Raw genomic sequence first — 17,954 nt, 5'->3', positions numbered from 1 at the left:
CAAGGTTCGCGGCTCAAGTCATGCGGGGCTTGGGGGTACGCCGGTACGGAGTGGTCAGGTCACCCCGTACCGGCGTACGTCTAGGGGCGGAGCAGCACCTTGCCCACCTTCGGGTCGCCGGATCCGACCAGCTCGATCGCCTCCGGGAATCCGTCGAGCGGCAGCTCGTGGGTGACCAGCGGCAGCGGATCGAGGAGACCGGCTCCGAAGACCCGCACCGTGTGCGCCCAGGCGTCCGGCGGGGCACCGAAGACGGTGTGCACCTCCAGCTGCCGTACGACCAGGTCGGTCGGGTCGAGACCCTCGGCGCCCGGCGCCGGGATGCCCGTCAGGACCAGGCGTCCGCCGCGCCGGAGCAGGGAGGCGGCGGTACGGGCCGCGTCCGCGGACCCGGCGGTCTCGATGACGACGTCGAAGTCGTCGGGGAGCTCCTGGTCCTTGGTACGGAAGTCGCTGGCGCCGAAAGCTTTCGAAAGCTCCGCCCGGTCGGGCCGGGTGCCCACCACGAGCAGCTCGGCCGGCGAGCCCGCCCTCAGGAACTGAACGGCGAACATCCCGAGCGTTCCGGTGCCCACGACGGCCACCCGCTCGCCGGGCAGGGCGTTCGCCTTGAGCGCGGCGGCCGCGATACAGGCGGCCGGCTCCAGCAGGGCGGCGGCCGTCAGGTCGGCGTCGTCCGGCAGGACGTGCAGCAGCCGTGCGGGCAGGGTGAGCGTGGTGGCCATCGCACCCGGCTGGGTGAACCCGGTCTCCTCGTACCCGGCCGCGCACAGGGTCGTCTCGCCCGCGTGACAGCGGTCGCACACCTGGCAGTTGCGGAAGCCCTCGCCGACGACCTTGCGGCCGACGAGAGTTGAAGGCACACCCGCACCCACCGCCTCGACCGTCCCGGACCACTCATGGCCCGGCGTGAGGGGGTAACGGACGTACCCCTCGGGCCGGTTGCCCTGGTAGACCTCGCGGTCGCTGCCGCAGATGCCGACGGCGTGGACGCGCACCAGCGCCTCGCCGGCGGCGGGCTCACGAGGGGTGTGCTCGTCGAGCCGGTGCTCGCCGGGCGCCTCGATGACGACCTCGGAGCTCACTTCGCGCCCTTCGGCTTGCGCTGCTCCCAGCCCTCGGCCCACAGGTCGAACCGGGCCTGCTGCTGCGGGAACTCGGCGGCCGCGTCGACGTCCAGCTCGACGCCCAGACCGGGCGCGTCGGAGAGATGGAAGTAGCCGTCCACGACCTGCGGGGCGCCCTTGACGACCTTCTTGATCTCCGAGTCGGCGAAGTCGTTGAAGTGCTCAAGGATCTTGAAGTTCGGGGAGGTGAACCCGACCTGGAGGGAGGCGGCGGTCAGCACCGGACCACCCACGTTGTGCGGGGCGACCAGCATGTAGTGGGTCTCGGCGGTGGCGGCGAGCTTCCGGGTCTCCCAGATGCCGCCGATGTGGCCGACGTCGGGCTGGATGATGTCCACGGCCTGGCTCTCGAAGAGCTCGCGGAACTCGATGCGGTCGTGGATCCGCTCACCGGTGGCCACCGGGATGTCGACCTTGGCGGCGACCTTCTCCAGCGCCTTCAGGTTCTCCGGCGGGCAGGGCTCCTCCAGCCACGCGGGCTTGAAGGGCGCGAGGTCCTTGGCCAGCCGGACGGCGGTCGACGGAGAGAAGCGGCCGTGCATCTCCAGCATCAGCTCGGCGTCGGGGCCGATGGCGTCCCGGACGGCCTCGATGAGCGAGACGGCGTACAGGCTCTGCTCGTGGTCCAGCTCGAAGTGGCCGGTGCCGAAGGGGTCGATCTTGAGCGCCTTGTACCCGCGCTCCATGACCCCCTGGGCGGCCTTGTGGTACGCCTCGGGCGTCCGCTCCGTGGTGTACCAGCCGTTGGCGTACGCCTTGACCTTGTCGGTGACCTTGCCGCCCAGGAGCTGCCAGACCGGCACCCCGAGGGCCTTGCCCTTGATGTCCCAGCAGGCCATCTCGATCACCGCGATGCCGGACATGACGATCTCGCCGGCCCGGCCGTAGTCGCCGTACTTCATCCTCTTGACGAGGTCCTCGACAGCGAACGGGTCGGAACCGAGAATGTGGTTGGCCTCGGCCTCCCGCAGGTAGCCGAGCAGGGCGTCGGTGTGGCCCAGCATGCGGGTCTCGCCGACGCCGGTGAGCCCCTCGTCGGTGTGCACCTGGACGTAGGTCAGGTTCCGCCACGGCGTCCCGACCACGTGCGTGCTGATTCCCGTGATGCGCACGGTGCTCCCTAGGTCCTCTTTGGATTGTTCGAGATTTCGTCACACGTTCGAAATGCTGTCGCGACAGTAAGGACGACCCGGTCGGGGTGTCAATGGGTCCGGGCGGAGAACCCTGGACGTGTTTTGGACCACAACCATCTGCTCCCGGATCGCCGGCCGACACCCCCGCCACCCTTTGCTTATCGCGTTATCCAACCGTGACGGCCTCCCTGGCGCAGCACCCTTGACTGCTGCCGATTGTTAGCGCTCACAATGGCGTCCGCATTCGTCGGTCGCCACCGGGCGACATCGGGGGAGGGCTGAGTGCCATGTCGGCAATGCCCGAACTCGGCCTGCCGTGCCGCACTTTGCGGCTTTCCCGGCGCCGGGTGCGAACCCGATGGTGAGGCAACAACCTGTCGAACCAAGGGACTTGTCCGCATGTGATCGCCAAGGAGGTGCAGCCGTGGGCCACTTGCACGCAAACTCGCCGCTGCGGCCGCCCACCATGGCGGACGTGGCACGCCTGGCCGGCGTGTCCCACCAGACGGTGTCCCGCGTGCTGGGGGATCACCCCAACGTGCGGGCCGAGACACGGGTCAGGGTGCAGCGCGCGATCGAGGAGATGGGCTACCGCCGCAACTCCTCCGCCCGGGCCCTGGCCACCCGGCGAACCCGGACCCTCGGGGTCGTCGCCTCGAACACCACGCTCTACGGGCCCGCCAGCACGCTGTTCGCGCTGGAGGAGGCGGCGCGCGCCGAGGGGTATGCGGTCTCGACGGTCAGTCTGCGCAGGCTGACGGTGGAGACACTGGCCGAGGCGCTGGACCACCTCAGTGAGGGTGGGGTGGAGGGGGTGATCGCCCTCGCCCCGCAGCGGTCGGCGGTCGAGGCCCTCGCCGAACTCCGCCAGCCCTTCCCGGTGGTGGCCGTGGGGACCGGATCCGGTGTGGAGATCCCCAGCGTCAACGTGGACCAGTGCGCGGGCGCGCGGCTGGCCACCGGCCATCTGCTGGCCTCCGGCCACCGCACGGTCTGGCATCTCGCCGGACCCGAGGACTGGCAGGAGGCGGTGGACCGGGTCGACGGCTGGCGGGCGACCCTCGAAGAAGCGGGTGTCGCACCTCCGACGCCGTTGGGGGGTGACTGGAGCCCCCTGTCGGGCTACCGTGCGGGCCAGGAACTGGCCGGCTGGGTGGGCCGCGGTCTGACCGCCGTCTTCGTCGCCAACGACCAGATGGCACTGGGGGTGTTGCGGGCCCTGCGGGAGGCGGGGGTGCGCACGCCCGAGGACGTCGCGGTGGTCGGCTTCGACGACATCCCGGAGTCGGAGTTCTTCGCCCCACCGCTCACCACCGTTCGGCAGGACTTCGCGACGGTGGGCAAGCGGAGTATCGGCCTCCTGCTGGATCTCATCGAGGGCCGCACCCCCTCAGGGTCGTCCCGGATCGCCGTCGAACCCCAACTCGTCGTTCGTGCGAGTACCTTCCCGTACCTTCCGCAACCGGGCGCCGCTCCCGGCTGACCCAGCGCAACCGGCACCGACCGATCGGCTTCCGCTCCCTCGGCATGGCCGATATTTCGAACAATGACCGACAGGCTGGACGCAGTGCGGCCGGTCCCATCGAGTAGCAGTGGTCCGTCCCCGGACCGGCTCTTCAAAGGAGAAGACACATGCTCAGCAGAAGGAACTTCCTCACCGCGGCGGTCGGCGTGGCGGCCGCGACGGGCCTGGCGGCCTGCGCCAAGGAGGACGACAGCTCCTCCGCCGGCTCCGGCGGCAGCAAGGCGCTCGTCCTCGGCTTCTCCCAGGTCGGCTCGGAGAGCGGCTGGCGCAGCGCCAACACCGACTCGGTGAAGGCCGCGGCCAAGGAGGCGGGCTACACCCTCAAGTTCTCCGACGCGCAGCAGAAGCAGGAGAACCAGATCTCCGCGATCCGCAGCTACATCACCCAGGGCGTGGACGTCATCGCCTTCTCCCCGGTGGTCGTCACCGGCTGGGACGCGGTGCTCAAGGAGGCCAAGGCCAAGAAGATCCCGGTGGTCCTCACCGACCGCTCCGTCGAGACCTCCGACGAGTCCCTGTACGTCACCCTGGTCGGCTCCGACTTCACCGACGAGGGCCGCCGCGCCGGCAAGATCCTGGAGAAGGTCATCGCGAAGGCGGGGCTCAAGGGCCAGGTGAAGATCGCCCAGCTGGAGGGCACCACCGGTGCCGCCCCCGCGATCGAGCGCGCCAAGGGCTTCAAGGAGGTCATGGACGCCGACCACGCGGACGACTGGAAGATCGTCGTCAGCCAGACCGGGGACTTCACCCGGGCCGGCGGCAAGCAGGTCATGGCCGCCTTCCTCCAGTCCAACCCGGACATCAACGTCCTGTTCGCGCACAACGACGACATGGCCATCGGAGCCATCCAGTCCATCGAGGCGGCCGGCAAGAAGCCCGGCAAGGACATCCTGATCGTCTCGATCGACGGCGTGAAGGACGGCTTCGTGGCCATGTCCGAGGGCAAGATCAACGCCATCGTCGAGTGCAACCCGCTGCTCGGCCCCCAGCTGATGGAGGTCGTCCAGAAGGTCAAGGACGGCGAGACGGTCGAGCGCTGGATCAAGACCAAGGAAGGCGACTTCATGCAGGACCAGGCCGCCGCCGCGCTCCCCACCCGCAAGTACTGACCCACCGCACCGATCGGCAGGGAGCCCCCACCACGAGCGGAGGCTCCCTGCGGGCCTGAACGCGATTCAAGAGTCAGAACGAGATTCAAGAGTCAAAGAGGAGCGCTGCCATGGCAGAGCCGCGGCCCGTCCTGGAGATGACGGGCATAGTCAAGGAGTTTCCGGGGGTACGGGCTCTGTCGGGTGTCGACTTCCGGCTCTTCCCCGGCGAGATCCACGCCCTGATGGGCGAGAACGGAGCCGGTAAGTCCACCCTCATCAAGGTGCTGACCGGCGTCTACCCGCTGGACGGTGGCACCGTCACCCTCGACGGGCAAACCGTGCACATCGGCAGCCCGCTCCAGGCGCAGCAGGCCGGCATCAGCACCGTCTACCAGGAGGTGAATCTCTGCCCCAACCTCTCGGTGGCGGAGAACATCTTCATCGGACGTGAACCCACGCGCCTGGGCCGCATCGACTGGAAGCGCATGCGCAAGGAGGCCGCGGAACTCGTCGACCGCCTCGGCCTCGACATCGACGTCACCGCGCCCCTGTCCTCGTACCCCCTGGCCGTGCAGCAACTGGTCGCGATCGTACGGTCGGTGGGCACCGGAGACAGCGACGGCGCCGGAGCCGGCACCAAGGTGCTGGTCCTCGACGAGCCGACGTCCAGCCTCGACCGCGACGAGGTCCTCGAACTGTTCCGTCTGATGCGGCAGTTGAGGGACGAGGGCGTGGCGATCCTGTTCGTCTCGCACTTCCTCGACCAGATCTACGAGATCTGCGACCGCATGACCGTCCTGCGCAACGGCACCCTCGTCGGCGAGCACCTGGTCAGTGAACTGGACCAGGTCGGACTGATCCAGCTGATGATCGGCAAGGCCATGGACCAGCTGGAGGGGCTCCACGAGCACCAGCTGCACGCCGACGTCGGCGAGACCCTGGTCCAGGCGGACGGCCTCGGCCGGACGGGCGGTATCGCCCCCTTCGACCTGGAGATCAAGAAGGGCGAGGTCCTGGGGCTGGCCGGCCTCCTCGGCTCCGGCCGCACCGAACTCGCCCGGCTCCTCTTCGGCGCCGACCAGCCCGACAGCGGCAAGGTGACGATCGACGGCAAGCAGGTCTCGATGAGCGCGCCGAACGACGCGATCGGCGCCGGGGTCGCGTTCTGCTCGGAGAACCGCAAGACGGAGGGACTGGTCCCCGACCTGACGGTACGGGAGAACATCATCCTCGCCCTCCAGGCGGCCCGTGGCTGGACCCGTCCCATCCCGGTCGCCCAGCGCGACGAACTCGTCGCCAAGTACATCAAGGCCCTCGACATCCGCCCCGCCAACCCGGAGGCCCGGGTGGGCCAGCTGAGCGGCGGAAACCAGCAGAAGGTGCTCCTGGCCCGCTGGTTGATCACCCAGCCGAAGCTGCTGATCCTCGACGAGCCGACGCGCGGCATCGACGTCGGCGCGAAGGCGGAGATCCAGAAACTGGTGGTCTCGCTCTCCGAGGAAGGCATGTCCGTGCTGTACATCGCGGCCGAACTGGAGGAGGTGCTCCGGCTCAGCCACACCATCGGTGTGTTGCGCGACCGCAAGCTGGTCGCCCGGATCGCCAACGGGCCCGAGATCACCCCCACCCGGATCCTGGAGACCATCGCGAGCGGAGAGCACCAGTGACCACCACGCCTCGTTGGCGAACGCTGACACAGCATCACCTGTTCTGGCCGGTGGCCGTGCTGGTCGTCCTGCTGCTGATCAACGTTCCCTTCACCCCCGACTTCTTCTCGATCAGGATGACCGACGGCCACCTCTACGGCAGCCTCGTCTCGATCGTGCTGTTCGGCTCGCCGCTGATCCTGGTGGCGGTCGGCATGACCCTGGTCATCGCGACCGGCGGCATCGACCTCTCGGTCGGCGCGGTCGTCGCCATCACCGGCGCCCTGACCTGCTCGTACATCAGCGACCGGTCCGATCAGGACGCCCTGGCCGGAGTCTTCCTGGCGATGGGCATCGGCCTGGTGGCCGCGATCGTCTGCGGTCTGTGGAACGGCTTCCTGGTCGCCCGGATGGGCATCCAGCCGATCATCGCGACCCTCATCATCATGGTCGCGGGCCGAGGCGTGGCCCAGCTGATCACCGACGGCGAGATCATCACCATCAACAGCGAGCCGTACAAGCTGATCGGCGGCGGCTACTGGCTGACCCTGCCGTTCTCCATCTTCGTGGTGGCGGCCGTCGTCGCCGTCACGGTGGCCCTCACCCGCAGGACCGCCCTCGGCCTCCTCGTCGAGTCGGTCGGCGGCAACGCGGAGGCCAGCCGCCTGGTCGGCATCCGCTCCCGCCGCATCAAGATCATGGTGTACGTGTTCTGCGCGCTGTGCGCCGGTATCGCGGGCCTGATGATCAGCTCCAACACCTCGGCGGCGGACGGCAACAACGCCGGCCTGTGGATCGAGCTGGACGCGATCCTGGCCGTCGTCATCGGCGGCACGTCACTCCTCGGCGGGCGGTTCTCGATCGGCGGCACGGTGGTGGGCGCCCTCGTCATCCAGACCCTGACCACCACGATCTACACCATCGGCGTACCGACCCAGACCAACCTGGTCTTCAAGGCCGCCGTCGTCATCGTCGTCTGCCTGCTCCAGTCCCCGAAGTTCCGTGCCAAGGTGTTCGGCGCCAGGTTCGGCACCGGGGCCGGTACGAAGGGAGGCGGCAAGCCGTCCTCCACCCCGACGGACACCGCCTCCTCGACCGCGGCGGCCCCCAAGATGGAGGTGTCGTGATGAGCACGGCCACCCAGACCCCCACGGCACCCGACAGCCGTCGTACGCCGTCCAGGGCCGCGCGGCTGCTCGGCGACCGGCGTCTGCCCGTCCTGGTGACCGCCACGCTCTTCCTCGCGATGTACATCGGGGGCCTGAGCCGCTACACGAATTACGGTTTCGGCGAACCGCAGGTCTTCCTCAACCTGTTCATCGACAACGGCTATCTGCTGGTCGCCGCAGTCGGCGCCACCTTCGTGATCCTCTCCGGCGGCATCGACCTGTCCGTCGGCTCCGTGATCGGCTTCACGACCATGCTCACCGCATGGCTGGTGGAGAAGCAGGGCCTGCCGATCCTGGTCGTCATCCCCATCGCGCTGGGCGTGGGAGCCTTCGGCGGCTTCCTGATGGGCTATGTGATCCACAACTTCGAGATCCAGCCCTTCATCGTGACCCTCGCCGGCCTCTTCCTCTTCCGGGGCCTGTGCCTGGTCATCAGCAAGGAGTCGATCGCCATCGACGACTCCACGGTGAGCAGCCTGGCGCAGGCACAGGCGTCGCTGGGGTTGGGCTTCCTGTCGGTCGGCGCCATCGTCTCGCTCGTCGTTCTCGCCGTGGCCTTCTACGTCCTGCACTACACACGCTTCGGACGGCGGGTGTACGCCATCGGCGGCAACGAGCAGTCAGCCATGCTGATGGGCCTCCCGCAGGGCGGCACCAAGATCGCCGTGTACACGGTGAGCGGCTTCTGCTCGGCCCTGGCCGGTCTGCTCTTCACCCTGTACATCCAGTCCGGTGACCCGCTGCACGCCACCGGCATGGAACTCGACGCGATCGCCGCGGTCGTCATCGGCGGCACGCTGCTGACGGGCGGTTCCGGCTACGTCCTGGGCACGCTCTTCGGCGTCCTCGTCCTGGGCCTGATCAAGAGCATCATCCAGTTCGAGGGCACGCTCAGCTCCTGGTGGACGAAGATCGCCACCGGTGTGCTGCTGTGCGCGTTCATCCTGATCCAGCGCGCCATGACGACCCGTAAGAAGACCTGATCCTGGCCGGCGCGGTCCGTCGCACGGCATATGTGCGACGGACCGCGCCGGTGTGTCGTGAGTTGGCGTGGAATGGTCGTCCTTGCCCCCGGCCGGGCGAACGCGAACTGGCGGTTCCGCACCGAACCTTCACGGGTATCCCTAGGAACGTTCCCCGCGCGGAACTTATTCTTCCCGCGTCATGGACTACTGCCTCCCGTGCCGACGGCACCTCAACGGCGCCCTCGCCTGCCCGGGGTGCGGCACCTCGCTCGAAACGCTGCGCGCGTACGCGGCCCACCCTTACGTGCCCGAGCAGGTTCATCCGCAGGCGGTGCCGGTCGGAGCCGCGGCGCAGTACGACGGCGGCATGTACGCCGGTGGCGCCCAGGCGGGTGCCCCGGAGGCCTACGGCGGTCAGGGATTCGCCGGGTACGGCGTGGAAGGCCACGGGGGCCCGATGCTGGGCCACGAGATCGTCCCCTACCCGGGTGTGCCCGCCGGGCACGGGACGCCGCAGGGGTACGAGGTGGCGCGGACCGCCGACGTGGAGAGCTACGACGCCGAGAACCTCGACGACTCCGCGGGCCCCGGCGACGGGGGAGACGGTGACGACGGCCGCGGCGGAGACGGCGGCGACGGTCACGACGGCTACGACGACCGTGACGACCACGGCGACGACAATGACGATCCGGGCGACCCCGCGGGCGGTGCCAGCCGACGCGACCGCAAAGCCGCGGCCCACCGCCGCCGCCGTCGCAGAACCCTGCTGATAGCCGCCGGCTTCGTCCTCGCGGCGGGCGGCCTCAGCCTCGCGGAACTCGGCATGGACGCACCGGGCAGCTCCCCCAAGCCGGGCGCGGCGGGCGCCGACTCGACGGACGGCGACGCCACATCGACCCCGAGCACGTCCGCCGAACCGGTCTCCGACCCGAGCGGAATCGTTCCGTCGGGTTCTCCCGGCGAGGAACCCTCGAAGTCCCCGTCCCCCTCGGCCTCGAAGACCGAGGACGCGGACAAGGTGAACGTCACGAAGGCCCCCCAGTCGGCCTCGGCCTGGGCATCGGCGACCCCGACCGGCAAAAGCACCCCCACGACGGCACCGACCTCGGCATCCCCGACCCCGGAGCCTTCCCCATCGGAAACGTGCACACAGATCCTGTGGTGGTGCTCGTAAGGGCTTCGCTTGTGTGAAGTTCGGCCGCGCCCCTAAGCGGGTGCACTCGAAGCAGGCCCAGCTGCACCCACCCAGGGGCGCGGGGAACTGCGCGACCGGCCACGACGCACCCGCAGACGGACAACACCCCCGTCACGCCTCAAGCATCCGCCGCAACAAGTCCCGCAAAGACTCCCGCTCCCCCTCCGACAGCCCCGCCAGCGGCTCCCGCGCGAACCGCAGCCCCTCCCGCAGCCCCCGCGCCACCCGCCGCCCCTCCTCGGTCGCCGCCGCCACCTTCACCCGCCGGTCCGCCGGATCCGGCCGCCGCTCCACGAGCCCCCGCGCTTCGAGCCGGTCCACGATCCCCGTGACGTTCGACGGCTCGCACTTCAGTTTCTGCGCCAGCTTGCGCATGGGCAGCGGCTCCAGGGACAGCAGACTCAGTAGCCGCGCCTGTGCCCCGGTGAGGGAGTGCTCCGCGGCCGCGTCCTCGTAGTCCGAGTAGAAGCGGGCCACCACGTCGCCGATGAGCTCGACGACCTCCAGGGTCAGCGCGTCGGGCCGGGGCGTGTGAGGAGTGGGCATGCGCTCCAGAATACCCCGTTACTTGACAACATGAAATATTCAGGAGCATGGTTGTTTCAGGCATTGAAGTAAATCGGTACTGAAGTACATCGGAAAGGCTCCGTCATGATCAACCGCGAGTGGCACCTCCTCTCCCGCCCGGTGGGCTGGCCCAAGCCCGAGGACTTCGCCCTGGTCGAGGCGGAGGTCCGGCAGCCCGGCGAGGGGCAGATACTGGTCCGTAACAAGTACCTCTCGGTGGACCCGTACATGCGTGGCCGTATGAGCGCCGCCAAGTCGTACGTCGCCCCCTTCGAGCTGGGCAAGGCCATGCAGGGCGGCGCGGTCGGCGAGGTCGTCGCCTCCAACGCCGAGGGCATCGCGGTCGGCGACCACGTCCTGCACTTCGGCGGCTGGCGCGAGTACGCCACCTTCGACGCCCAGCAGGCCGGCAAGGTCGACCCCGACGCCGCACCCCTGTCCACCTACCTCGGCGTCCTCGGCATGACCGGCCTCACCGCCTACGCCGGCCTCCTGCGCACCGCCTCCTTCAAGGAGGGCGACACGGTCTTCGTCTCCGGCGCCGCGGGAGCCGTCGGCAGCCAGGTCGGCCAGATCGCCAAGCTCAAGGGCGCCTCCCGGGTCATCGGCTCGGCCGGCTCCGACGACAAGGTCAAGCTGCTCGTCGAGGAGTACGGCTTCGACGCCGCCTTCAACTACAAGAGCGGCAAGGTGAGCCAGCAGCTGCGCGAGGCCGCCCCCGACGGCATCGACGTCTACTTCGACAACGTCGGCGGTGACCACCTGGAGGCCGCCATCGGCTCCCTCAACCGGGACGGCCGTATCGCCGTCTGCGGCATGATCTCCGTCTACAACGACACCGAGGCCGCGCCCGGCCCGCGCAACCTCGCCCGGCTGATCCAGACCCGCGGCCGCATCGAGGGCTTCCTGGTCAACGACCACTACGACCTCCAGCCGGAGTTCGTCGCCGAGGTCGGCCCGTGGGTGGCGTCCGGGCAGCTCAAGTACCGCGAGACGGTCGTCGAGGGCATCGAGAACAACCTGGAGGCGTTCCTCGGGGTCCTGCGCGGCGACAACACCGGGAAGATGATCGTCAAGCTGTGACGCCTCTTCGTCCGCCCTCGTGTCTGCGTTCGGTGCCTCGTCCGGCGGGGTGAAGTGCCACCCGAACACCCCTGGGGGGCGCAGCTTGCGCCGGACCCGGGCCCTTGTTGAGAAGCCCACCAGGTCTGCCCGTACTCGAAGGCGACCCGCGGGAACATCTCCGTGACGCTCGTCTGACGGAGCCCGTCGGTCGTGAAGGACGGAGGCCGCACCCCTGGACGTGGGGCGCGGCCTCCGCTCCTGTCACACGGCCAGCGCCGCTCTGTGTACGGCCTTCACCAACCGGTCGTTCTCCGGCGCCGCCCCTCCCGGAAACGCCATCCGGCGGCGGGTGTAGCCGTAGGCCAGGCCGCTGCGGGGATCGGCGAAGGCCTGGGAACCGCCCGCGCCGCTGTGGCCGAAGGCACCGGCGCCGAGGAAGGGGTGCCACATGTCGGCCGTGGCCTGGAAGCCCAGACCGTACGACTTGTGGGCCCGGGCCACCAGGTCGTAGCCGACGGAGTGGATCTGGCCCACCTCGGCGATCGTGTCGGGCTTCAGCAGGGGCGGGCGGTCAGCCATCTCGCTGATCGCCGCCGCGTACATCCCGGCCAGCCCGCGCGCCGCCCCCACGCCACCCGCCGAGGCCGGGCCCTTCGCGCGTACGGCACGGGAGTTGGCGTAGTCGGCCAGGTCGCCCGGGTCCGGCACATGCTGGTTGAAGGCGATCGCGGCCAGGGTGTGCGGGCCCGTCGGTGTCGCGTCCAGCAGGGCCTGCTGGGTGGCCGTCGGCGCCATCGGCTGCACCGAGCGGTAACGGGGCTCCAGGGACTCGGGCAGGCCCAGGTGGAAGTCCAGCCCGTACGGGGCCCGGATCCGCTCCTCGTACACCTCCTGGAGTGTGCGGCCGGTCGCCCGCCGGACGATCTCGCCGGTAAGCGCGCCGATGACCAGCGCGTGGTAGCCGAAGGCCGTGCCGGGGCGCCAGAACGGCTTCTGGTCCGCGAGCCGTTCCGCCATCGCCCGGTCGTCCGTCAGCTCCTGCGCGGTGAACCCGGCGTCCAGGCCGATCACCCCGGCCCGGTGCGCCAGCAGGTCGCGCAGGGGCAGCTGGCCCTTGCCCTCGGCCGCGAACTCCGGCCAGTAGTAGGTCACTTTGCGGTCCAGCTCCAGGGTCCCCTCCTGGACGAGGAGCGCCACGACCAGATGGGCGGCGCCCTTGGTCGACGAGAACACGCCGTAGAGGGAGTCCGGCCCGACACCCTCACCGGCCCACAGGTCGACGACCCGCCGACCGTGCACGAACGCGCTCAACTGACCTTCGTAGTCCGGCCGTTCGCCCGCCACGAACGCGGCGAACTCCTCCCGCACCGCCTCGAAGCCGTCCGCGACGGTGCCGTGGATCTCCTGTGTCATCGCTCTCCTCAACCTCAGCCGCTGCTCGCGTGCGCCATGGTGAACAACGCCCGTCCGACCTGGGCGAACTTCCCTTCGAGTGATCCCGGAAGAGGGGTTCGGTGCCGAACAGGACGGCTTGGGGGCCACTGACGACCGAGGCCTGCCCCGCCGCGGCGGCGGGACCGCCGGAACCGTCCGACAGGGGCGGCCAGCGCCCGGAGACCAGCGGGTTCCCCGTGGCGTACGACTGCTCCACGCGCACCACGCCGTTGGCGTCCCCGTTGCCCTCGACCGGCTGCGCCGCCAGCAGCCCCGTGGCCGCGTACTCCGGGGTGAAGACCGGCCAGTCGTCCCAGCCCTCCTCCTGGTCCCGGAAGGGGGTCCGCGGTCGCGCTGTTCGGGGTGAGCAGCAGTGCGCTCGTGAGGGCGATGAGCCGGACGGGTCTCGCGGGAACAGTTCTCGTGATGTGCACGCGTACCTCCTCCGGAGCTTCCTGTGATCGGTACGGCGAAATGCATCTGTTCGACTCAACCGCAACAAGAGGGAGTTCGTGGCGCGGATACCCCGGATGGCCCATCTCGGGCTCTCCGACGGGGCATGCTGAGGTCATCGGAAGCGGGCGGCGAGCGAGTTCCGACAGGAGAAGCCCATGGCCACGATCCCTTCGCTCCCCAGCAGGGACGACGTCCTGCGCATGGCGCGGAACACCACCGACATCACCGGCCAACTCCTCGACACAGCCGGGAACATCACCAGGATCGCGATCAACACCCTGGACCCGAGGGACGGTTCGGGCGCCGAAGCGCTGCGCGTGCTGCGCGAGACGACGGCGGAACTGGCCGAGGCGAGCGCCTCCCCGCAGGCCCAGGAGGCGTTCTACCGGATCGTCGACACCCTCACCCGGCTCGGTACGACGGGCGCCCCGCTGGCCGTGCACCCGGTGAGCGAACCGGCCCGGGCACTGCTCGCTGCCCTCGGTGACAGCCTGCTTCCCGTCCTGGACGCGGTGGAACCGGCGGTCGAGGAGTTCGCGACCGCGCTCGGCGAGCTGGTGGAGGCGACGTCACCGCTGCTCCCCGCGGCGGCGGGCGTGGCCGCCGGGGTGCTGCTCGCCCTCACCCCGCTGATCCGCGCGGCGACCGACGTACTGCACGACTCGACCCCCGAACTGCGCCGAATCGCCGACGCGTTGACGGCCGCGCTGGCCCCGCTGATGCCGCTGCAGGTGGCGCTGGCCGAACGGGCGGCCAACGCCGGCGCCGGGGTCGTACGCGCGACGCTCCCGCCCCTCGCCGACCTCACGGACGCGGCGGCGGCCACGGCGAAGGCGGCCCGTCCGATGCTGATCACCGGCGAGGAACTGTTCGTGTCCGGTCTTGAACGGCTCCAGCCCGCACTGCTGGCCGCCGCCGCCCGCACGGGCGGTGTGGCGCGGGCGGTCGCCGTACGGGTGTCGGCGGCGGTGTCCCCTGCGGCGGAACAGGGGGTGGTGGTGGCCGTGTCCCCGGCCTGAAGGCGACCCGATAGGGTTTCGGCCATGCGTGATCTCGGGGCGGGCTTCCACTATCTCCTGAAGGGCCAGCGGTGGGTGGCCCGGCACGGCAAGCAGTACGGCTTCGGACTGATCCCGGGCCTGATCACCCTGGTGCTCTACGTGGCGGCGCTGGTGGCGCTGGCGACCTGGGGCGAGAACTTCGTGTCCTGGGCGACGCCGTTCGCCGACGACTGGTCGAGCCCCTGGCAGGGCCTGTTCCGCGGCTTCCTGACGGTGGTCCTGTTCGCCCTGGCCCTCCTCCTGTCGGTCCTCACCTTCACCGCGGTCACCCTCCTCGTCGGCCAGCCCTTCTACGAGAACCTCTCCGAGAAGGTCGACCGGGACGTCTCCCCGGACGGCACGGCCCCCGAGTCCGGCCTCCCCTTGTGGCGCGAGCTGTGGATCTCGGCGAGGGACAGCATCCGCATCGTGATCCGGGCGCTCCTGTGGGCGGTGCTGCTCTTCGCCCTGGGCTTCATCCCCTTCATCGGCCAGACGCTCATCCCCGTGATCGGCTTCTTCGTCACGGGCTTCTTCCTCACCGAGGAACTGACCGCGGTCGCCCTCCAGCGCCGAGGCGTCCAACTCCGCGCCCGCCTCACCCTCCTCCGCTCCCGCAAGCCCCTGATCTGGGGCTTCGGCACCCCCCTCGGCCTGGCCTTCCTCGTCCCCTTCGTAGCGGTCTTCCTGATGCCGGGCGCGGTCGCGGGAGCCACGCTGATGGCCCGTGACCTGCTGGGCGAGGAAACCCGGGACGAGCACGAGGAGCCCGACGAGGAGCCGGTGTCCGGCGAACTCGGAACCTGACGATGACACCTTTCAGCCGAAACCTCTACGCCCCCACCGCCACCACCAGAATCGCCCGCACCTGCGCGATGATGTCCAGCCGATTCCGGACGAACTCCGGATCGGTGACCTCCGTGGTGTTGCCGGACCCGAACTCCAGCACAGGTGTGTGGACATGCCCGCCCGGGAGCGTATCGTGCAGCCCCAGCCGGTCCCGCAGCAGCGTGGCCCGGTAGGCGATCTCGTTGGAGAGGTAGTTCCCGCCGCCCCCGGCCCGCGCCGTGGACCCGGCGGTCGGCCCGTCCGGACGGACGACGGCCTCGGTCCCTCCCGCCGGAATCTCGGTCACGCTCGTGTTGTCGTAGACCGGAAACCGCCCGGTGTCCGCGTCCACGATCGCCTTGTACCGCAACGTCGTGGTCGTCCACTGCGGCTGCGAGCCCGGATCGCGCACCGGAACCGTCTCCGTCACCCCGATGTTGTCGTTGTCCGGAAAACCGCCCCGCCAGGCCCCGTTGGTCCGCTCGACGTCGAACCGCCCCACCCGCCCTTGGCTCACGGTCGTGAAGAGATCCACTTCCTTCAGATACGGCCGCAGGGCCCGCTCCACGGTGCCCTCCGTGAAGTCCCGCCACCGCACCGGAAAGACGACGGCCTCCACCCGTGCGGGCCCCGACGCCGTCCGGATCACCGTCCCGTCGAGCGCGAGCGCGGTCGCCCCCGACGGATTGGAGATCCGTATGTCCCGGTCCAGCGTGAACGGATCGAACCCGGTGACCAGCACCCGCTTCAGCTTGTCTCCGGCCGGATACCGCACGGCGGTCTGCCCCCGAGAGGTTCGCTCCAACTCGCCGAGCAGCGCGGCCCGTTGCCCGTCCGACACCCCGAACGACGGCTCCCAGGTCCGCACTTCACGCGTCATCCCCAACCGCGCCCAGTACAGCGGCCGATCGTCGTCCCGGCTCAGATCCCCACCGTCAGGCCCTCGCCCCTGCGCCCGGTCCACCGCCCGCTTCCACAGCGCGGACCCCTGCCGTACGACGACCTTCCGCGCCTCCGCGTAGGAGTGCGCCGACCCGAGAGCCCGAGTGAAGCGGGGCGTCACGGCGTCGAATCCCGACCGCTCCAGGATCTCCCGCGGCACCGCCTTGTCGAGCCGCTGCTCCTCCACCGTGGGCGAGGGCGCGGACTCGGCCGCCGCCGCGGTCGCCGGGACCGCCGGTCCCGCCAGCAGGGTCAGTCCGAGGATGCCGATCCGAACGAACAGTGATCTCAAGGGAGTTCAGGCCTTCCGTCGCGGTGGGGCGCGAGTGGTGCCGGACGACGGCAGTATCGCGTGACGGAAGTGGTCTACGCCATGGGGAGCGACGCACCGGGAATCCGCCCCGCCGCCTCCCGCAGCGCCCCGACGAACGCCGCCCCGGCCGGCGAGAGGGACCGCCCCCGCACCACCGCCGCGTACACCGTCCGCGCCGGAGCCTCCTCGTCGAGCACCGGCAGCAGCACGATGTCCGTCCGTACGGACTCCGCGGCGAGCGCCGGTACCAGCGCCACCCCGAGCCCCGCGGCGACGTACCCCTGCTTGGCGGTCCACTCGCCGACGACATGCGCGATCCGCGGCCGGAACCCCTGCCGCAGGGCCGCGTCGAGGAGGGTGCCCTCGGGCCGCGGACTCCCGGAGATCCAGTCGGCGTCGGACAGCCGCCCCAGCCGTACGGGGCCCTCGCCCGCCAGCGGATGCCCGGCCGGGACGGCGACGTACAGCGGCTCGTCGAGGAGATGGTGGAGTTCGTACGCCGACAGTGGCGCCCCGCCCGTCGTGGAGACCACCGCGAGATCCAGACGCCCCTCGGCGAGCCGCTCCAGCAGGGCCGGCGTGAGCCCCTCCTCGCGGGACATCCGCACCCGCGGGTGGCGGTCGCGGAAGATCCCGAGGGCGTGCGGGACCAGAGCCGCGTCCGCTGTCGGGAACGCCCCGAACCGCAGCCGCCCGTCCGTCACTTCACGCAGCGCCGCAAGTTCGCGCGCGGCGCCGCGCAGTGCCCCGGTGACGGTCTCCGCGTACGGCACGACCAGCCGCCCGGCCTCCGTCAGCCGTACGCCCCGCGGCAGCCGGTCGAACAGCGGAGCCCCGCCCAGCGCCGCCTCCAGCGAGGAGATCTGCCGGGACACCGCCGACTGCGTCCAGCCCAGGGTGCGCGCGGCCACGGTGAACGAGCCGTGCCGGGCGACCTCCAGGAAGACCCGCAGCCAGACGGTGGCGAGATCGGGAACATCGAGGCGATGCGGATTCGGCATGACAGCCATGCTGGACATTCGCTTGTCGCATCGCAAGCGTCACCCTAGCGTCGAGGCCATGAAGGTCACCCTCGGCAACCCGGCCACCGCGCCCCAGCCCCTGAGCCCCTACTACTCCCAGGTCGCCCGCGTCGAACAGGCCGACGGCAGCGCCCTGTTGTTCGTCTCCGGCCAGATCGCCGAGGGCGCCACGCTCGCCGAACAGGCCCGGGGTGTCTTCGAGACCCTCGCCGCGCTGCTGGCGGCCCACGGCGCGACCCTGGCCGACGTCATCAACATCCGCACCTACCTCACCGACATCTCCGAGCTGGAGCAATACGGCGCCGTACGAAGGGAGTTCCTCACCGGGACCCCGCCCACCAGCATGACCTTCGAGGTGCCCCGGCTGTTCAGGCCCGAGGCACGGATCGAGATCGAAATCGTGGCGGCGGTGACGGCGGGCGGGTGATACTGCCCC

At 70.1% G+C, this 17,954-nt stretch carries 16 protein-coding genes and 1 pseudogene; 10 read left to right on the top strand and 7 right to left on the bottom strand.

Features of this window, described 5'->3' with window-relative positions:
• Window positions 1-80: 80 nt before the first annotated feature.
• Window positions 81-1,085 carry a zinc-binding dehydrogenase gene (locus ACI2L1_RS37075; protein WP_404743829.1) on the bottom strand — a complete coding sequence of 335 codons (1,005 nt, stop codon included), beginning with the start codon at window positions 1,083-1,085 and terminating at the stop codon, window positions 81-83.
• A complete protein-coding gene (locus tag ACI2L1_RS37070; RefSeq protein ID WP_404743828.1) occupies window positions 1,082-2,239 on the bottom strand; it encodes a mandelate racemase/muconate lactonizing enzyme family protein in 1,158 nt (385 codons plus the stop codon). Before ACI2L1_RS37070 ends, ACI2L1_RS37075 begins: the two co-directional genes overlap by 4 nt.
• A gap of 487 nt (window positions 2,240-2,726) precedes the next feature.
• On the opposite strand from ACI2L1_RS37070, the gene ACI2L1_RS37065 reads away from it, so the two are divergent.
• From ACI2L1_RS37065 to ACI2L1_RS37040, 6 genes are all read left to right on the top strand, one after another.
• Window positions 2,727-3,743 (top strand): LacI family DNA-binding transcriptional regulator, encoded by a 1,017-nt coding sequence (locus tag ACI2L1_RS37065; RefSeq protein ID WP_404743855.1) that lies wholly within the window; start codon window positions 2,727-2,729, stop codon window positions 3,741-3,743.
• A 149-nt stretch (window positions 3,744-3,892) separates the two neighbouring features.
• Entirely contained in the window at window positions 3,893-4,894 is a 1,002-nt protein-coding gene (locus ACI2L1_RS37060; protein ID WP_404743827.1) for an ABC transporter substrate-binding protein, read from the top strand.
• A gap of 110 nt (window positions 4,895-5,004) precedes the next feature.
• On the top strand, window positions 5,005-6,543 hold the full coding sequence (locus tag ACI2L1_RS37055) for a sugar ABC transporter ATP-binding protein (RefSeq protein WP_404743826.1): 1,539 nt from the start codon (window positions 5,005-5,007) through the stop codon (window positions 6,541-6,543).
• Entirely contained in the window at window positions 6,540-7,649 is a 1,110-nt protein-coding gene (locus ACI2L1_RS37050) for an ABC transporter permease (RefSeq protein ID WP_404743825.1), read from the top strand. The genes ACI2L1_RS37055 and ACI2L1_RS37050 overlap by 4 nt, the downstream gene beginning before the upstream one ends.
• Entirely contained in the window at window positions 7,649-8,674 is a 1,026-nt protein-coding gene (gene yjfF, locus ACI2L1_RS37045; RefSeq protein ID WP_404743824.1) for a galactofuranose ABC transporter, permease protein YjfF, read from the top strand. The genes ACI2L1_RS37050 and yjfF overlap by 1 nt, the downstream gene beginning before the upstream one ends.
• A 181-nt stretch (window positions 8,675-8,855) precedes the next feature.
• Window positions 8,856-9,830 (top strand): hypothetical protein, encoded by a 975-nt coding sequence (locus ACI2L1_RS37040; RefSeq protein WP_404743823.1) that lies wholly within the window; start codon window positions 8,856-8,858, stop codon window positions 9,828-9,830.
• A gap of 132 nt (window positions 9,831-9,962) precedes the next feature.
• Here the strand turns inward: ACI2L1_RS37040 and ACI2L1_RS37035 are convergent, their stop codons facing one another.
• Window positions 9,963-10,397 carry a MarR family winged helix-turn-helix transcriptional regulator gene (locus tag ACI2L1_RS37035; RefSeq protein ID WP_404743822.1) on the bottom strand — a complete coding sequence of 145 codons (435 nt, stop codon included), beginning with the start codon at window positions 10,395-10,397 and terminating at the stop codon, window positions 9,963-9,965.
• A 105-nt stretch (window positions 10,398-10,502) separates the two neighbouring features.
• Between ACI2L1_RS37035 and ACI2L1_RS37030 the strand changes: the two genes are divergently transcribed.
• A complete protein-coding gene (locus ACI2L1_RS37030; RefSeq protein WP_404743821.1) occupies window positions 10,503-11,501 on the top strand; it encodes an NADP-dependent oxidoreductase in 999 nt (332 codons plus the stop codon).
• A 243-nt stretch (window positions 11,502-11,744) separates the two neighbouring features.
• Here the strand turns inward: ACI2L1_RS37030 and ACI2L1_RS37025 are convergent, their stop codons facing one another.
• A complete protein-coding gene (locus ACI2L1_RS37025) occupies window positions 11,745-12,896 on the bottom strand; it encodes a serine hydrolase domain-containing protein (protein ID WP_404743820.1) in 1,152 nt (383 codons plus the stop codon).
• A gap of 14 nt (window positions 12,897-12,910) precedes the next feature.
• Window positions 12,911-13,200, bottom strand: a pseudogene (locus ACI2L1_RS37020) (peptidase M28); the annotation flags it as partial.
• 328 nt (window positions 13,201-13,528) lie between these two features.
• Between ACI2L1_RS37020 and ACI2L1_RS37015 the strand changes: the two are divergent.
• Together ACI2L1_RS37015 and ACI2L1_RS37010 are read left to right on the top strand one after the other, a co-directional pair.
• The gene (locus tag ACI2L1_RS37015) at window positions 13,529-14,392 is read left to right on the top strand and encodes a hypothetical protein (RefSeq protein WP_404743819.1); all 864 of its coding nucleotides are present in this window, start codon (window positions 13,529-13,531) and stop codon (window positions 14,390-14,392) included.
• Between the two features lie 24 nt (window positions 14,393-14,416).
• Window positions 14,417-15,220, top strand: coding sequence for an EI24 domain-containing protein (locus ACI2L1_RS37010; protein WP_404743818.1), 804 nt, complete (start codon window positions 14,417-14,419; stop codon window positions 15,218-15,220).
• A gap of 25 nt (window positions 15,221-15,245) precedes the next feature.
• Here ACI2L1_RS37010 and ACI2L1_RS37005 read toward each other — a convergent pair whose 3' ends face one another.
• Complete coding sequence (locus ACI2L1_RS37005; RefSeq protein ID WP_404743817.1) at window positions 15,246-16,475, bottom strand: pyroglutamyl peptidase; 1,230 nt, start codon at window positions 16,473-16,475, stop codon at window positions 15,246-15,248.
• 74 nt (window positions 16,476-16,549) lie between these two features.
• Window positions 16,550-17,506, bottom strand: a complete 957-nt coding sequence (locus ACI2L1_RS37000) for a LysR family transcriptional regulator (RefSeq protein WP_404743816.1) — start codon at window positions 17,504-17,506, stop codon at window positions 16,550-16,552.
• Window positions 17,507-17,555: 49 nt separating this feature from the next.
• On the opposite strand from ACI2L1_RS37000, the gene ACI2L1_RS36995 reads away from it, so the two are divergent.
• Complete coding sequence (locus tag ACI2L1_RS36995; protein ID WP_404743815.1) at window positions 17,556-17,945, top strand: RidA family protein; 390 nt, start codon at window positions 17,556-17,558, stop codon at window positions 17,943-17,945.
• The last annotated feature ends 9 nt before the right edge of the window (window positions 17,946-17,954 follow it).

Origin of the sequence: Streptomyces sp. NPDC019531 (assembly GCF_044903305.1) — a bacterium.
Lineage (GTDB): Bacteria > Actinomycetota > Actinomycetes > Streptomycetales > Streptomycetaceae > Streptomyces.
This window is presented reverse-complemented; position numbering and strand designations above follow the sequence as displayed.

Bases quoted from the DNA above. Each gene is read 5' to 3' on its own strand.
- ACI2L1_RS37000 (WP_404743816.1), bottom strand. From the start codon at position 17,506: ATGGCTGTCATGCCGAATCCGCATCGCCTCGATGTTCCCGATCTCGCC.
- ACI2L1_RS36995 (WP_404743815.1), top strand. From the start codon at position 17,556: ATGAAGGTCACCCTCGGCAACCCGGCCACCGCGCCCCAGCCCCTGAGC.
- ACI2L1_RS37055 (WP_404743826.1), top strand. From the start codon at position 5,005: ATGGCAGAGCCGCGGCCCGTCCTGGAGATGACGGGCATAGTCAAGGAG.
- ACI2L1_RS37065 (WP_404743855.1), top strand. From the start codon at position 2,727: ATGGCGGACGTGGCACGCCTGGCCGGCGTGTCCCACCAGACGGTGTCC.
- ACI2L1_RS37040 (WP_404743823.1), top strand. From the start codon at position 8,856: ATGGACTACTGCCTCCCGTGCCGACGGCACCTCAACGGCGCCCTCGCC.
- ACI2L1_RS37010 (WP_404743818.1), top strand. From the start codon at position 14,417: ATGCGTGATCTCGGGGCGGGCTTCCACTATCTCCTGAAGGGCCAGCGG.
- ACI2L1_RS37025 (WP_404743820.1), bottom strand. From the start codon at position 12,896: ATGACACAGGAGATCCACGGCACCGTCGCGGACGGCTTCGAGGCGGTG.
- ACI2L1_RS37015 (WP_404743819.1), top strand. From the start codon at position 13,529: ATGGCCACGATCCCTTCGCTCCCCAGCAGGGACGACGTCCTGCGCATG.
- ACI2L1_RS37060 (WP_404743827.1), top strand. From the start codon at position 3,893: ATGCTCAGCAGAAGGAACTTCCTCACCGCGGCGGTCGGCGTGGCGGCC.
- ACI2L1_RS37035 (WP_404743822.1), bottom strand. From the start codon at position 10,397: ATGCCCACTCCTCACACGCCCCGGCCCGACGCGCTGACCCTGGAGGTC.
- yjfF (WP_404743824.1), top strand. From the start codon at position 7,649: ATGAGCACGGCCACCCAGACCCCCACGGCACCCGACAGCCGTCGTACG.
- ACI2L1_RS37030 (WP_404743821.1), top strand. From the start codon at position 10,503: ATGATCAACCGCGAGTGGCACCTCCTCTCCCGCCCGGTGGGCTGGCCC.